The organism is Methylophilus sp. DMC16 (assembly GCF_056314045.1).
Genome location: NZ_JBQUZC010000001.1, coordinates 1703778 through 1719457 on the forward strand (window position 1 = coordinate 1703778; position 15680 = coordinate 1719457).

A 15680-nucleotide genomic window follows, 5' to 3' on the forward strand; every position below is an offset into this window, starting at 1 on the left:
TATTCATGGCTTAAATATAATAGTGATGAATTATTAAGCCTTGCGACGACGCGCGACCAAACCGATCACACCCAGACCAGCAAGCAACATGGCATAGCTGTCAGCTTCTGGCACCGCAGTTACAGCACCAACAGTCAACAAACCAGCGGATGAAAGTTTGAATGTATAGTTGGTACCTGCAGCATTTGCCACAAACTCGGCAGTTGGTGTTTTAGAACCTTTAGACAAAACATGCAACATTTCAATACTTTGGCCAATTTCAGCTCTAGCAATAGGACCAGCGCTGCCAGGTTTACCAGTGCCATAAGCATTTGCGCTACCAGCACCTGCCGTTTCAGTTAAAGTAGCAGTACTTGCACCATTGGTCTCGGAGCCATGATTGCCTGAGCTAATGCTGTTGTTCGCATTAATGTATACATCCATTTTGTTCACTACAGTGCTAACGGCCCCTGCGCTAGCGATCTGTGACATACCATCTGTACTATTAGCTGTAGTGTAGTAGCCATAAGCATCTGCAGTTCTAGCAGTACCTAGGCTATCGCCTGCAAAAACGGCCCAGTAAGTAGGCTTGCTGGAAGAACCTGAAATGAAGCTCCATGCATCAGCATAGCTACCAGCAGCAATGTTAAATGAACCTTGATTGACTAAGCTGGCGAATGAGTTGTAGTTAAAGCCCAGATCAAAAGTAGCTGAGCCAATATCTGCATTCCAAATAGACAGTACAAAGCTGCCATTACCAGTAGAACCCAAATCCATTTTAGCTTGTGCAGACAATGATGCAGCAGACAACGCCAACGCGGCTACCAATGCTTTATATTGAAATTTCATAAACCTCTCCTAAGAATTATTAAAAACAGCTGAAAGAACAGACCATCAAGATGGCGATTTAAAACACAACATCAGAAATATTGTCAGGCTGGCATGTCATACATATGATTTGCAGTTAGTCCACATGGACTAGTTCAAAACAAAATAATTTGCCAGTCGATGAATCCAGCAGAGTGTAAGGAGAGGAGATGACATCCATTCAACAAAGACTAGTCCTATCGGACTATATTGGCTTGAAGACGGTACAAAATAAACGACAGCAGGTTTACTGCTTTCTATGAATTAACCCTAGTTTTAGCGCCTTGCTCGCAGCCTGACTACGATTTTCAACATCCAGCTTACGTAAGATGTTCTGAACATGGTTTTTGATTGTGAGCGGGCTGACTTGCATAATATTGCCAATTTCCCAATTGGTTTTTCCGACCAGCAACCACTCAAGCACTTCGACCTCGCGCTTGCTTAACGGCTTGACCCGACCGTTTTTGGTTGCGGTTGATAAAACAGATGGACATTTGTTAGAGGTGACTTTAACAATCGCACAATGTAGGTGTGGCATCAACAACTCAAGCAGGTGTGCAGTACGTGCATTGGATGGGGAGCTCAAGCGGCCAAACATCACCATGGTGGCAATTCGGCTATGCTCATTGCCAAATCCATGCACCACGAACCGTTTAAGCTCAGAAGCTAGCATAGGCTCGGCAGCAATTTGTTCTATTGCATAATGACTATGAACCTGTGATGCGTGTTCGGTGGTATAGAACAGAGGGGTACCAAGTTTTCCCCACTGCATAAAAGCCTGATTAACAAGACCGTCTTGTTCGTGCAACACCAGATCGAACTGCGCATCACCGAAATAACGACTAGAGGTCAGATACTCGTAATCGTAACTGGCACGCTCCATGCCACGCACAGCGATAATCACCACTTCGTGGGCAAGCAAATATTGAAAACCACGCTGCAACCAGTTAAATAAATGTGCACGATTTTGCAGACGAAGTGATTCCTCGATCACCTCCATAAATAGCGTGCGTTGTTCCTCATTCAGTGCCAACGTCCATTGATCATTGGCCTGATCGTTCCCTGTGATTATGGTGTCCATGTGTTGTGCACATTGATATAAATGTGCAGCAAGTGTGCTCAAAATTTGTGACAAAAAAATGATTGCACAGCGTCAGTTTGTTGATGAATTAATGACAACGGATTAATACGCGGACTATTCTTTACGAAGAGAAAAATTCATCAGACAAAGCAGTCATCAAGCAACAGCAATGGTGATAGAAGCATTCACGCACTGAGCGCTCATTAACAATATAACCAGTCTACGTGTCTTAAGAATGTCACTTGCGCATGAGACTATTGAGAGATGCCAAACCTCGTAGTCAAATTGCGTGTATTTTTTGTGCTCACCTTACTGGTGTGCATTCCAGCACACGCGGCTGACGCGATTGAACATCTGGCCGGACAAATTGTTCTGGACCCTTCTGATGACACAGAAATTGTGATCAGCAATACCGGGGGGACGGACACAGAAACCGAGCCAGTAATTGCAGACGACGGGCGCAAAACCTTGACGGGGTCTCGTTGGTCGACAGCGCAATTACCCTATCAGGCAGAAGTACAAGCGGCGGCACAAGTCACACAACTGGAGCCCGCACTGATTCATGCCGTGATTGCTACCGAGTCTGGCTACAATGCCAAAGCCACTTCGCCCAAAGGCGCTTATGGCTTGATGCAGGTGATGCCGGCCACTGCCAAAACGCTGACCCCTACCCCGGTGCGTGCCTGGTCAGCCTCGCAGCAAATCTTGTGGGGATCCCGCTATTTAAAGCAGCTCATGGACTTGTTTGAAGGCGATGTGGTGCTGGCGCTAGCGGCTTACAATGCCGGGCCGCAAGCGGTCAAATCGCATCAGCGGACGGTGCCGCCTTATGCAGAGACACAGCAATATGTGCCTAAAGTATTGCGCTACTATCAGGTATTTAAGTCCAAACTCATCCAGCCGCTGCATTAGCGGTTGGCCCAGGCCTCTTCCAAACTGGCCAGACTATTCGGCTCATATACAAACTTCCAGTCACTGTAATGCTTGGCCGCCTGAAAGTCGGCCTGCGCATCCTGAAAACCATTGCGACGAATGGGCACAAGCGTAGACGGACTGTAAACGCCGATGATGCGCCCGTCCTTGAGGATAAGGCGCATGCCCTGCTTGACCGCAAAGGGGTCTGCGTACACTTTGCGCAGATGTCTTTTAGGCACAGGAAACCGTTTGTCTTCTAACAGCTCTTCCAGACTCGCCGGGTATTGTTTAACGGCTTGCGGCGTAGATTCATAATAGCGGCCAATTGCCAGCCGGTAAGCCTCTCCCACCTCAAGCAAGAGCGCCTCATTACTACGCTGGGACTGTTGCTGCCAAAGGCTGGCCGCGCCCTGCATGGCAATGGCGGCAATCGCCAGGGTGACCATGATGCCTAAATACGAAAAGCCGCGCAGGAATACGCTGCCACGCGGATAGGTGACTGCTGGTTTAACAGGCCTCATATCAAGCGACATAGCCCTGGCCCATTACCAGTCCGTATAGGCGCTGCCATCCGAAGCCTGGCCGGTCGCACTGCTATGCAAGGTATAAACGCCACCCAGCAAAGGCAGCTCTGGCGGTGTAATTACCCAGGCATCGTTATGCTCCGAGATAGGGTCCCAAGGTAATTTGTCCAGATAGCGCTTATCCACTAGCTCCTGCAGGCTTTCCGGGTATTGCCCCTGATCGGCATAAAACTCATCCAGCGCCTTGCGCGTGGTAATTAACTGTTGTTTGAGCGCCTGCTCTTTGGCGCGTTGTACGCCAGAAAAATAGCGCGGTAGTGCCAGCGACAGTAACAAGGCTAAAATCGACAGCACCACCAATAACTCCACCAGCGTGAAGCCACGCCACCGCCGCCAACGATTACCACTGCGCATAGGGAACTCCATTCAGGCCGATGCGCGGGCTCAGTGAATACACATCATAGACATCCTGGTTATAGCGCGGCTGGTCGGGTGGACTGTCATAACTACGCAAGCCCCAAGCCGCCACTGGTGCTGTGTCGTCGCGCTTGTTGAGCATGGGATCAAAAGGGATGCGCCTTAAAAAACGTAATTTTTTATGCTTGGGGTCTTTAAGATCGTCGACGCCCTCGACCAACACTTGCAAGTTGGGCGGGTAACCGCTGGCATCTGAATTTTTTTTCACACGGCCATCCTCCGCCGCCTTTTTATAGGCATCAATCGCGCGGCGGATATCATGCAAATGTGTACGCAATTGTTGTTCTTTTTGCCGCTGCACGGTGACTTGTATCATGGGCGTGGCAATGCTGGCCATGATGGCGATAATCGCTAGCGACACCATGAGCTCAATCAACGTGAATCCACAGTCTGGGCAAGCACTAGACTGCAAGCACGCGCGTTGGCGCATCAGGGGATCTCCTTGGGCGCTGGCAAACTGGTCGTGCCCTGTTCAGGCAAGTCCCTGATATTGTTTGAAAGACCATCCGCTGAGGGCGTCGCTTGTGGCGCGGCGTTTGTATTGGCCGGTGTCGTGTCTGGCGCAGGTAAAGCCGGTTCCGGCGGCGGCGCAGCATCAGGCGTATCATTGGCGGGCTCATTGGCAGGTGTGTTGCTGCCCTCATTCAACTCATTTTGCCGCTGTAACTGCAGCTCACGGATTTGCTGGCTACGCGTGAGGGTAGGCGCAACAGGCGTGCTGTTCATCAGTGGTTTGTCTGAAATCACGCTGTCGGTGCCACTCCAGTACTCAGAGAAGGTGGCTTCTGGCAAAGTGACATTACTGATAACCTTGGGCGTAATCGCCAGCACAATTTCTGTTTTACTCTTGTCATCGGTATTGTTGGAGAACAGGCGGCCCAAGATCGGGATTTCGCCCAGCCCAGGTAATTTGGTTGCGTTCTTGCGCTCGGAATCCTGGATCAAGCCGGCCAGGATCTGCGTTTCGCCATGCTTAAGCCGCAGGATGGTGCTGGCATTACGGGTACCAATATTGTAAACCTTGGAATTATTGCTCAAGGTCACAGCCTCCCCCAGTGAGCTGACTTCGAGGTTCACCTTGATGCTGACAAAATCATCCAGCATGATACGCGGCTCTACCTCAAGCTTGAGGCCGACATCAACATAGGACACACTCTCGGAAGTCCCTACATTGGCGGTGGTATTGGTGGTGATGACCGGCACCTTGTTACCCACCAGCACCTTGGCTTTTTCGTTATTTTTGACGCGGATACGCGGGTTGGATAACAGATTCAAATCACTGTCTGTGGTTTTGAACTGTACGCCGGGGTTAGGGCTGACGCCAATATCACTCGACTTGATGCTCTTGAGCGCTTCCAGCGTCAATGGGCTATTGAGCACCGTGAGTGAGGTGGGATAGCTGATGCCCAGTTGTTGCAACTTGCCACGCGTGACTTCCATCACCTCGATTTCGAGCATGACTTCAGGGTCGGCAATATCCTGCGCCTTGATCATTTTTTCTGCCAAGGCCAACACTTCCGGCCGGTCACGCAACACCAGCATGTTCAGGCGCTCATCAACATACACATCACGGATTTTTAAAATCGTCCGCAACATATCCGCGCACTGCTTGGCACTGGTGTTGGCAAAATAAAAGTTACGGATCAACAGGTCCTGATAGTCTTTGTTTTTTTGCTGGGTGGCGGGATACACCAACACACTGGTGGGGGACAGCACTTTTTTCTGCAAGCCGTTGCTGGCCAGCACCATCTCCACCGCTTCTTCAATTGGCATTTTCTTGACGAACACCGAGGCCTTGGTCTCGGCTTTAATGTCTTTATCCAGCACAAAATTAATCCCGGTGGCTTTGGACAATGCCTCAAACACTACCTTGATGTTGGCATCCCGCAATTCCAGCGTGACCGGTTTGTTGATGGCGGTTTGCAATTGCGGCAGGCTGGCACGTGCACGCGGCTCCATGGCAATCAGTTGCTTTTCCAGCGCCTGGGCTTCGCTATTGGTCGGTTGCTCCAACAAAATATCCCGCACTTCCTTGAGTGCCTGCTTGGGCTGGTTGATATGCTGCTTGGCAAGCTCTAACTGCTTGCGCAGCACAATTTCACGATCACTGGCACGCGCATAATCCAGCGCTTTAGGTTGATAAGGATCCAGCGTCAGGATGCGGGCATAAGCTTGCTTGGCTGTGGCAATATCGCCTTTGGCATCTGCCGCAGCGGCGTCCGCCAGCAAGGCGTTGATGGCCAGCTCACGCTCGCGAAACCAGCGGTTGCGCAAAGTCACATCCGCAGGATGTTCTGCCACCTGTTGGGCCAGCTCTTGGACTTTGCCTTCCGGGGTCGTCGCCGTCAGTTTGGGCGGAAACAGGCCGCACGATGACAGTACCAGCGTACAGGCAGCGAAAGACAAACTGCGTGGCACGCTTGACCATGATCGCAGACTTGGATTCAAAACATTCATTGGTTTAACATTTCTTCTGTTGGATTGTTTTCTGGCTCAACCTGACGCGTGGTTGCGGCTTTGCTTTTACTCAACACCACCCCTTTGTTTAATGGCAGGTAGGTGAAATACACCGCCTGCATATCCTCGCGGTCCAAGCGCCATTGCGTGTCGACCTGTGAGCCCAGTTTGGGCATCAACATCTTTTTCTGCTGCATTAAAATCACCAGGTCGCCCCCCGGCATCTCCTTGAGACTACCGACATAGCTATAAGGCAAAGGCGGCGCCTGCGGCGGAGGGGGTGGGGGCGGCTTGACCGGGGGCGGTAACCACTCATGCGCTGCAAACAACACATGCGCAGGCTTGCCCGCGGGCAATTTGCGCTTAAAATACGCGGCCTCTGGCATGGCTACGGTTTCGTCTTGAGGGCTGGCAGTTTGACTGCTCGCCACACGCGCTGACGGGTGATGCGTATCCGTGCGACTGTCACTGCGGTCGATACTGACTGGCACAGACTCAGCCACTGCTGTTTTCTTGGCAGGTCTGACCGCAACCAGATCAAGCTCCGCTTGAGGCGCTGCCGACCATTGCCAGTAGACCAAGCCCAGCGTCAACAGCAAGGCCAGCCAAATCACGGGCGAAGTCGAGGATTTGGCGCTAACTGCCATGCTTGCGCCCTCCCCGGATAAACACTGAAAACGTCAGCGTCGCGTCCAGCATCGGCTGCATGGTCTCGTTTTTGCGCAACTCGAGGCCAGTCAAGGCCATGGCAGGATATTGCCGCAACACATCGACAATAAACTGCCGGCAAGTCAGGTAATCGGTCTGAATATTGAAGCGCATGTCATATTGCTGAATCTCCTGCGTGGCGTCACTGGCGGCATGCAGTTGCCACTGGTAATCGCCCACATTCAAGGCCATCTGGCGTTTTTGCGCCAGGCGCGCAATTTGCATCATGCGTGGCGACAGGTCGGCAAACTCTGGTAATTGCTGCCATAAGGCGGCCAGGTATTCCGGCGCACTTTCGCTCACCTCCGGTTTAACTATGACGGTTGAGACCTGGGCCACAGGTGCTACCGCTTGACTCTCAAGCTGCTGGATGGCTTGCGTGAGCAAGGCAATTTGCGCCGTGGTGGCAGACTGCTGCTGCGACAACACGCCCCATAAGATGAGCAACAAGACGCTCATCAGCATGGGCAGCCAGCCAAGATACCAGGCCGCACGGCGTAGCAGCCAGACCATAGTCAGGGCCGAGAACATACGTGCCGATTTCATGGTTGCCAGCCCCCCTGAATTTCGAAGCTGACCGGGCGCTGCGGATGGCTGTCATTGACCTGGTGTTTTTGCAAATGCACCTCATGCAGCGTCGTCAGGCCTTGCAAATGACTGACATAATTCAATAACGCCGCGTAGCTCTTCGCCTCGCCCGACAACACAAATTGGCCGCGATTGGCATCAGGGGTCAATTGCAACAACGCGATATCGGCGACCTGGCTCGCTTCTAGCGCCTGCAACAAGTCAAACCAGCGCACATTGAGTTGCTGCACAATTTTTTGCGCCGCCTTTTGTTGCGGCTGGCTTAATACCGCTACCGGCTTGATGTTGGCTTGACTCAGTGGGTGTTGCTCAGTACGCGGTGCAGCGCCCTGCATTGCGGACTGCTGCTCGGTCAGTTGCTGCTGCCGCGCTGTGAGTAACTGCAAGTGAGAGGTTTGCTCGGCCTCTTCGGCATAGGTGAGCCATACCGTCATCAATAATGCTGCCACCAGCGCCAGTCCTGGCCAACGCACACGTTGCCAGGCAAATAACGGGCGCGCAAAATCCATATGATACTCAGGCTGCGGCCACATGACTGACCTCCTGACGCAACTGAGTGAGTGATCTCGCTGATGGCAACAGCTGCCAGTTGACCTGGCCCGCCAAAGCTTGTTTGAGGCGATGACCGGTATTTAACGCCCTGTGGTTGCCGGGCTCGGTTACCCAGTAACACGCTGACGCCTGCACGCCCAGCAAGGTACGCTCACGCAACACCCAGTCTGCCATGGTTTCCACTGCCTGCAGAGAGGTCGCCAGCCCGGCCACATGCATAATACGCCCTTGCTCAAGCTGCAACAGCCTGAGCATTTGCGGCTCTGCGGTTAGCACGGTGCCGGTTTTGGGCAGCCGGGTGTTGGCCCACAAGGCGCAAGCATAGGCTTGCACCTGCCATTGCAGGGCATACGGACGTAACAACGCAGTCCAATCCAGTGTCTGTAACACCGGGATAGCCACCAGCAGGCTATCTTGTGGTTGGCAAACATCCTGTAAGCGGAAAGGCCAGCTACGTGCGGCTTCACCATAAGTTTGCATAAGCATGGCGCGCGCATAGGCTTGCTGATCCTGCCCGCTCCAGTCAAATGCCTGCAGACCTTGAGTCATGGCAGGCAAGCGCATCAGATGCACATGCTGGTCAGCGAGATAGAGTTCTATCTTTTGCCAGCGTGTGGCTGGCAACTGTGCCAGCACTGCCTGTAATGCTGGCTGCAGCGCAAGCGCATCTGCGCCTGACCAGGCAGTCGTCGCAAAGACAGGGGACGAAGCAAAGCCCGCCGGAATATGTTCGGCCTGCAACTGGTCAGACAACACCAGGATCCGCGTCAGGCCAAGTACGCTGAACTCAGGCAACAAACGTGACACGGTTAACCTCCTGCAAACTGGTCATGCCTTCAGCCACGGCGCTGATCGCCGCCTCGCGGATGGTACGCATGCCATTTCTGGCAGCCGCCTCTTTCAACTGGCGGATCGGCTGGCGGGCAATAATCATCTCGCGCAACTCGTCATTAAGCACCAGTATTTCGGCCACCGCTTTACGGCCTTTGTAACCCGTGCCGCGGCAATGGCCACAGCCCTGGGCATGCATAAACTGCATGCTGGCGGCCTGCTCAGCGCTTAAGCCAGAGGCACTGAGCAAGTCAGCATCCGGCACAAACGGCTCGGCACAATGCGGACACAAGGCGCGCACCAGGCGCTGGGCAATAATGCCATTCACTGCTGACACAAAATGGTAAGGGTCTACGCCCATATGCATGAAACGGCCGATGACATCGAGCACACTGTTGGCATGCACGGTAGAAAACACCAGATGGCCAGTCAGCGCCGCTTGCACGGCAATTTGTGCAGTCTCGGCATCGCGGATTTCACCCACCATAATCTTGTCCGGGTCATGCCGCAGAATTGACCGCAGGCCACGCGCAAAGGTCAGGCCTTTTTTCTCATTGACCGGGATTTGCAGCACGCCAGGTAACTGGTACTCAACCGGGTCTTCAATGGTGATGATCTTGTCAAACCCCGTATTCACCTCTGAGATGGCGGCATATAAAGAGGTGGTTTTACCACTGCCGGTCGGGCCAGTGACCAGCACCATGCCATACGGCTCGCTGGCTAATTTGCGGAATCTGGCAATCACATCGGCATCAAAGCCCAGCGCTTTCAAACTCAAGCCTTGCGCCTGCTCGGTCAAGGCCTTTCGGTCCAGCACCCGCAGTACGGCATCCTCGCCAAACGCACTGGGCATGATAGAGACACGGAAATCAATCAGGCGGCCCATGGCATGCACTTTAAAGCGGCCATCTTGCGGAATCCGGCGTTCGGCAATATCGAGTTGCGCCATGACCTTGATCCGCGAAATGGCCTGCTCGGCACTGTCCAGACCGGGGCTATTGGCGATGCTGGCCATCACCCCGTCAATCCGGTATTTCACGGCCAGACCGCCTGCATGCGTTTCGAGGTGGATATCGCTGGCGCCTGTTTTGAGGGCATCGTATAAGGTGGAGTTAATCAGCTTGACGATGGGGTTGGCATCTTCGTGAATGGACTTGAGCGAGAGCTGCATGACCAGCTCGTCCTCGCCTTCTTGCATTTGCTCACTGGGCAAACCTACGCCATCCATGGCACGCATGGTTTCTTCTTCACCGGCGAGGTAGGCGCTAATCTCCAGCCGATGTGCCAACTGCCAGACAAACGGCTGTTTTACGGCATGCTGTACCCACAACGGCAATTGGCGGTTAAACGGGTCAGCAAACACGAGAATGAGTGTTTTTTGCGCGTCATAAAACGCCAGACACTCTTTTTGCTGCGCTTCGTTATAACTGATGACTTCAAAAGCTACCTGCCACTCGCGCATATCGCGCATGGTGGCGACCGGGTAATGCAGCAAGTCAGCCAGTTGGCTCACCAGAATTTCAGTGTCCACCGGGAGCAGGTCTTCGAGCACCTCGATCACGCGCCGTTGCTGTTGCAAGGCCTGCGTTTGTGCTTGCGATAATAGTTCTGCAGAGAGCGACTGTAGTGGCTCAGCAGGCACGTGCTGATTGGGGAGAGGCTGGTTCATTGAATTTGTCCTGCCAGTTCAAAAATGGGCATATACAGCAACAGCACCACCACGCCGATCACCAGGCCAATAAACAGCATGAGCAAGGGCTCAAACAGCCGGGTAAACCAGTCTATCCAGCGTGCCAACTCTTCATCATAAAAGCTGGCGATGCGGTCCATCATTTGTGCCACATTACCCCCGCGCTCGCCCACCAGCAACATGCGCTCGCCAATCGGCGTCGTCATGCCGTTGACCTGGAAGGCCTGTGACAGGGGTTGCCCCTGGCTAATCATGGTTTGTGCCTGCTTGAGACTCAACGCAAGACTGCTATCCAGCAATCCCTCCAGCGAGTCGAGCGCCACCATCACTGGGGTCCCCCCCGCCAGTAACATCCCCAGCGTGCGGTAAAAGCGTGCCAATTGATAGAGTTGCAGCTTTTCACCGATGGCAGGAATACGCCACAAGGTGCGTAACATCCACTGCCGCATGGCTGGATGTTTCAATAACAGGACCAGCATGACCAATACACTGACCAGTAGCGTCAACATGAGCTCACCATGCTGGGCAATCAGGCTGCCCCATTGCAGCATCAGCTGTGACATCCAGGGCAAGTCTGCCCCCGTGCCTTCGTAGACGCTGCTGAATTTAGGCACGACAAAGCCCATCAAAAACGCAATGACCAAGCCGCCAACCACGATGAGCAGCAGCGGGTAAATTGACGCGCTGACGATTTTCTTTTTGAGTAATGACACCTGATTGTCATAAGCGATATAGCGAGACAAGGCATTGCCCAGGTCGCCCGTGCGCTCGGCGGCTTTCACCGTGGCGATGTAGAGGGGCGGAAATACCGCAGACTGCCGCTCTAGGGCCGCAGAAAACGACTTACCCTGCTGTAGTGATTGCAAGATGCCTTGCAAAACACCACGCGTGTGATCCTGACGCAAGGCCAGTGCATCAATTGCTTCGACGAGGTTCAAGCCGGAATCGAGCAAGGCCAGTAACTCCTGGCTGAACAAAGCCAACGGAAACGCCTGGCGCTTGGCTATTTTGCCCTGCCTTTGTGCCTGCAGCGAGACCAGCAACAAGCCTTTCGCCTTTAACTGGGCGTAAGCATCCTGCTCATCATCGGCTTGCAGCTCCACCATGGTCAGGGTGCTGCCATTCAACACTTTTGCCTGATAGTGCATGGCATTTACCAGTTGCTGATATCCTGCGCTTCGTCACTGCCACCGACCTGGCCATCCTTACCCAGGCTGTAGAGATCATACTCGCCGTGCTGGCCGGGCATACGGTATTGGTAAGGCTTGCCCCAAGGGTCGTTGGGCACTTCTTTTTTCAAATAAGGGCCGGCCCAGTTTGGCTGGTTATCTGGGTTATTCATCAGGGCCGTCAAGCCTTGTTCGGTACTCGGATAATGCCCGACATCCAGGCGGAACTGATCCAGAGCCTGCTCCAGCGCGGCGATCTGCGCTTTGGCCGTTTTGACTTCTGACTTGCCAATCTGCTGGAAATATTTGGGGCCGACATAGCCGGCCAACAGGCCGATAATGACCATCACCACCAATAATTCCAGCAAGGTAAACCCGCGATTACAACGGACAGCAAGACTAGCCATCGAAAATACTCCATGAAAATTTGATGACAATACTAAGCAGATTAGATTGCAGAAAAGTGGCGGTAATATGACAGACTGTCACAATTGAACAGAGGCGATGCCAAGCACAGCCATAAAAAAATCAGGCCGAATGGCCTGATGATTGAAACGTGATATTAGAAAAGGAACCGTCTGGGAATTGCACGGGCTATTCGCCCAGAAAGCCACCACTCTGATGCGTCCATAATTTGGCGTAAATCCCATCTTGCGCCAACAAGGCCTGATGGGTGCCGGTTTCGACCACCCGCCCCTGATCCAGCACAATCAAGCGGTCCATGGCTGCAATGGTGGACAAGCGGTGTGCAATCGCAATGACGGTTTTACCTTCCATCAACTGCGACAAATGATGTTGAATAGCGACCTCGACTTCAGAATCCAGGGCACTGGTGGCCTCATCCAGCACCAGAATGGGTGCATTTTTCAGCATGACACGGGCAATGGCAATGCGCTGCCGCTGGCCACCGGACAGCTTAACCCCGCGCTCACCGACATGGGCGTCATAGCCGGTACGGCCTTTGGCGTCGCGCAAGGTGAGGATAAATTCATGTGCCTCGGCCCGCTTGGCAGCCACTATCATCTCTTCATCGCTTGCATCTGGGCGGCCATATAAAATATTTTCCCTGACGGAGCGGTGTAATAGAGAAGTATCCTGGGTCACCATGCCAATCTGTTGCCGCAAGGAGTCTTGTTTCACTGAGGCGATCGATTGCCCATCGATACGAATATGCCCGGCTTGAATGTCATAAAACCGCATCAGCAAATTGACGATGCTAGACTTGCCCGCGCCAGAGCGGCCGACCAGGCCGACACGCTCTCCGGGGCGGATATGCAAATCAAACTGCTTCAAGAGCGGTGGTTGCTTGTCATAAGCAAACTCCACTTTCTCAAATACGACTTCACCCTTAGGGACGTTTAACGCGACGGCATCTGGCTGATCGAGCACGCGGTTTTCAATCGACAACGTATTCATGCCATCTTGTACGGTGCCAATTTGCTCGTACAACGAGGTCAGCTCCCACATGACCCAATGTGAAATGCCATTTAAGCGCAAGCTCATCGCCATTACGGCCGCAACCGCACCGGCAGCGACCAGGCCCTGTGACCACAGCCATAGCACCATGCTGCCACTGGCAATGATCAAACACATATTTAAAAAGTGATTGATACTCTCGACACAGCTTACCATGCGCATTTGCCCATGCACGGTATCCAAAAACTCTTGCATGGCCGATTGCGCATAGCTGGCCTCGCGCCCGGCATGCGAAAACAGTTTAACCGTGGAAATATTGGTATAGGCATCCGTAATCCGGCCGGTCATCAGAGAACGCGCATCTGCCTGATGCTGCGAGACTTTGGCTAAACGCGGAATAAAATAAACCAGCGCGCAGGCATACAAGCTTAACCAGCCTAAAAACGGCAAAACCATCCAAGGATGAAAGCTGCCCACCACCGTGACGATGGTAGTGAAATACAGCAACACATACACCATGATATCGGCCAGAATAAACCACACCTCGCGCACAGCCAATGCAGTCTGCATCACTTTCGCCGACACGCGGCCAGCAAACTCGTCCTGATAAAACCCCATGCTTTGATTAAGCATATGCTGATGAAACTGCCAGCGCAAACGCATTGGGAAGTTACCGGCCAATGTCTGATGCTTGAGTAAGGTCTGGAACAGAATGACCACGGTACTGCCAACCAATACCGCCGCCACCAGCCATAATGTAGATTGATGCGTCGTCCATAATTGTGACGGTTGGATGGCTGTCAACTTATCGACCACCTTGCCCATCAAGGCAAACAGCAAAGCCTCAAACGAGCCGATACAGGCTGTCAGCAACGTCATGATTAAAATATAACGGCGCATCCCATACGAACAGGCCCACATAAAAGGCCAGAAACGGGTAGGTAAACGCGTCAGGATTTCGGCAGGAAACGGCGAAACCAGTGCTTCAAAACGGCTAAACAATCGCATCATCAACTACTTGGAATACACAGTACAAACGGCTTCTGCCGCAATACCTTCACTGCGGCCAGTGAAGCCCAGCTTTTCAGTCGTCGTCGCTTTGACGTTGACCTGTTCAATCGCCACATCGCAATCACTGGCAATATTCATACACATCTGCGAAGTATGCTTGCCCAATCGTGGCGCCTCACATATCACCGTGGCATCAATGTTACCAACCAGATAACCCTTGTCATGCAGCAAGCGCACCACATGCCGCAGAAGCTCGCGTGAATCTATGCCTTTAAAGCGCATATCTGTTGGTGGAAAATGCTTACCGATATCTCCCAACGCGACAGCCCCTAACAAGGCATCACAAATAGCGTGTAACAGGACATCTGCATCCGAATGCCCATCCAGTCCATGACTGTGCGGGATATTCACGCCACCGATAATGCAATCCCGCCCGGTTACCAGGGCGTGCACGTCAAAACCGTGCCCAACTCTCACAGGAATCATACTTTTTGCTTTCTATGACTGGCTCATCTGCATCAACGCAGCAACCACTTGCAGGTCGTCAGGATAAGTGACTTTCATGTTTTTAAGGCTACCTTGGACTAGTTTTGGGTGATGTCCCATCCACTCCATGGCTTGCGCTTCATCGGTAGGTTGTTTTTCGATCGAGTGACTGAGCGCAGATTGCAAATCCGCATATCTGAACATTTGTGGCGTTTGAGCCTGCCATAAATGATTACGCGGGATGGTCTCTGCAATCGTGGTCTGCGTCCCGGCACGCTTTAGCGTATCGGCCAGCGGCAAAGCCAGAATCGCTCCCGTATCCTCATCACCTACGCTGTCTATTAACCGTAATAGCATCTCATGATCTATGCCAGGCCGCGCGGCATCATGCACCAGAATCCAGTCTCGCGCCTGAACTTGAGTATTCAGGGCACGCAATCCGTTTAGCACACTTTCAGCGCGGGTCGCTCCACCACACAGCAGCACGCGTGTTTTCTGGCATCCCGCAAGTAAAGCGGGTTGCCAGTCCTGATCATCCTCTGCGATAACCACCGAAATGCTACCGATGGCTGCAAACGACTCAAATGTCTGGATTACATGCTTCAACAGCGGCTCACCATTCAATGGTAAATACTGTTTCGGTCGTGATGATTGCATACGCGAACCACGACCAGCACTGGGGATTAAGACATGGTATTGAGACATCGTGTCATTTTAACATGTCTCTTTTAAGGCTTTATGCTCACACGTCTATTCCGCTGAAACTCTTGCTGAGATTTCTTGATAGCCCACTTGGGTCAATGACATACGCCTGTGTATTTTTTAAGATGTGTGTAAAAGAGGGAGAAGCAACAGATCAACAACCGCTTGAGCGGTGTCAATTATATTTTACGCTGCAGTGCAGCGCTTAAGTTTTCATGGCAGTCTAT

At 52.6% G+C, this 15680-nt stretch carries 17 protein-coding genes; 1 reads left to right on the top strand and 16 read right to left on the bottom strand.

Annotation, left to right across the window (positions count from 1 at the left end):
• Nucleotides 1-33: 33 nt before the first annotated feature.
• Complete coding sequence (locus ACT53D_RS08005) at nt 34-828, bottom strand: PEP-CTERM sorting domain-containing protein (RefSeq protein ID WP_476155533.1); 795 nt, start codon at nt 826-828, stop codon at nt 34-36.
• 265 nt (nt 829-1093) lie between these two features.
• Entirely contained in the window at nt 1094-1927 is an 834-nt protein-coding gene (epsA, locus tag ACT53D_RS08010; protein ID WP_194747429.1) for an XrtB/PEP-CTERM-associated transcriptional regulator EpsA, read from the bottom strand.
• Between the two features lie 264 nt (nt 1928-2191).
• Between epsA and ACT53D_RS08015 the strand changes: the two genes are divergently transcribed.
• Nucleotides 2192-2839 carry a lytic transglycosylase domain-containing protein gene (locus ACT53D_RS08015; protein WP_476155535.1) on the top strand — a complete coding sequence of 216 codons (648 nt, stop codon included), beginning with the start codon at nt 2192-2194 and terminating at the stop codon, nt 2837-2839.
• Here ACT53D_RS08015 and ACT53D_RS08020 read toward each other — a convergent pair.
• The 14 genes from ACT53D_RS08020 to ispD form a co-directional block, all read right to left on the bottom strand.
• Complete coding sequence (locus ACT53D_RS08020) at nt 2836-3363, bottom strand: type II secretion system protein (protein ID WP_476155537.1); 528 nt, start codon at nt 3361-3363, stop codon at nt 2836-2838. The genes ACT53D_RS08015 and ACT53D_RS08020 overlap by 4 nt on opposite strands.
• A gap of 24 nt (nt 3364-3387) precedes the next feature.
• Nucleotides 3388-3780, bottom strand: a complete 393-nt coding sequence (locus tag ACT53D_RS08025; RefSeq protein WP_476155539.1) for a type II secretion system protein — start codon at nt 3778-3780, stop codon at nt 3388-3390.
• Nucleotides 3767-4273, bottom strand: coding sequence for a type II secretion system protein (locus ACT53D_RS08030; RefSeq protein WP_379076988.1), 507 nt, complete (start codon nt 4271-4273; stop codon nt 3767-3769). The genes ACT53D_RS08025 and ACT53D_RS08030 overlap by 14 nt, the downstream gene beginning before the upstream one ends.
• Entirely contained in the window at nt 4273-6300 is a 2028-nt protein-coding gene (locus ACT53D_RS08035) for a secretin N-terminal domain-containing protein (protein WP_476155541.1), read from the bottom strand. Before ACT53D_RS08035 ends, ACT53D_RS08030 begins: the two co-directional genes overlap by 1 nt.
• Nucleotides 6297-6947 (bottom strand): hypothetical protein, encoded by a 651-nt coding sequence (locus tag ACT53D_RS08040; protein ID WP_476155543.1) that lies wholly within the window; start codon nt 6945-6947, stop codon nt 6297-6299. Before ACT53D_RS08040 ends, ACT53D_RS08035 begins: the two co-directional genes overlap by 4 nt.
• Nucleotides 6937-7554, bottom strand: coding sequence for a hypothetical protein (locus ACT53D_RS08045; RefSeq protein WP_476155545.1), 618 nt, complete (start codon nt 7552-7554; stop codon nt 6937-6939). The genes ACT53D_RS08040 and ACT53D_RS08045 overlap by 11 nt, the downstream gene beginning before the upstream one ends.
• The gene (locus ACT53D_RS08050) at nt 7551-8129 is read right to left on the bottom strand and encodes a hypothetical protein (RefSeq protein WP_194747444.1); all 579 of its coding nucleotides are present in this window, start codon (nt 8127-8129) and stop codon (nt 7551-7553) included. Before ACT53D_RS08050 ends, ACT53D_RS08045 begins: the two co-directional genes overlap by 4 nt.
• Complete coding sequence (locus ACT53D_RS08055; protein ID WP_338656777.1) at nt 8113-8955, bottom strand: hypothetical protein; 843 nt, start codon at nt 8953-8955, stop codon at nt 8113-8115. Before ACT53D_RS08055 ends, ACT53D_RS08050 begins: the two co-directional genes overlap by 17 nt.
• Nucleotides 8936-10648, bottom strand: coding sequence for a GspE/PulE family protein (locus ACT53D_RS08060; RefSeq protein ID WP_275357210.1), 1713 nt, complete (start codon nt 10646-10648; stop codon nt 8936-8938). Before ACT53D_RS08060 ends, ACT53D_RS08055 begins: the two co-directional genes overlap by 20 nt.
• Complete coding sequence (locus tag ACT53D_RS08065) at nt 10645-11817, bottom strand: type II secretion system F family protein (RefSeq protein ID WP_476155548.1); 1173 nt, start codon at nt 11815-11817, stop codon at nt 10645-10647. The genes ACT53D_RS08060 and ACT53D_RS08065 overlap by 4 nt, the downstream gene beginning before the upstream one ends.
• Nucleotides 11818-11822: 5 nt before the next feature.
• The gene (gene gspG, locus ACT53D_RS08070; protein WP_275357213.1) at nt 11823-12245 is read right to left on the bottom strand and encodes a type II secretion system major pseudopilin GspG; all 423 of its coding nucleotides are present in this window, start codon (nt 12243-12245) and stop codon (nt 11823-11825) included.
• A 187-nt stretch (nt 12246-12432) separates the two neighbouring features.
• Nucleotides 12433-14262 (bottom strand): ABC transporter ATP-binding protein, encoded by a 1830-nt coding sequence (locus tag ACT53D_RS08075; protein ID WP_476155550.1) that lies wholly within the window; start codon nt 14260-14262, stop codon nt 12433-12435.
• A 6-nt stretch (nt 14263-14268) separates the two neighbouring features.
• On the bottom strand, nt 14269-14751 hold the full coding sequence (ispF, locus tag ACT53D_RS08080) for a 2-C-methyl-D-erythritol 2,4-cyclodiphosphate synthase (RefSeq protein WP_338656771.1): 483 nt from the start codon (nt 14749-14751) through the stop codon (nt 14269-14271).
• A 12-nt stretch (nt 14752-14763) separates the two neighbouring features.
• Nucleotides 14764-15456 (bottom strand): 2-C-methyl-D-erythritol 4-phosphate cytidylyltransferase, encoded by a 693-nt coding sequence (ispD, locus tag ACT53D_RS08085; RefSeq protein WP_476155552.1) that lies wholly within the window; start codon nt 15454-15456, stop codon nt 14764-14766.
• Nucleotides 15457-15680: the final 224 nt, after the last annotated feature.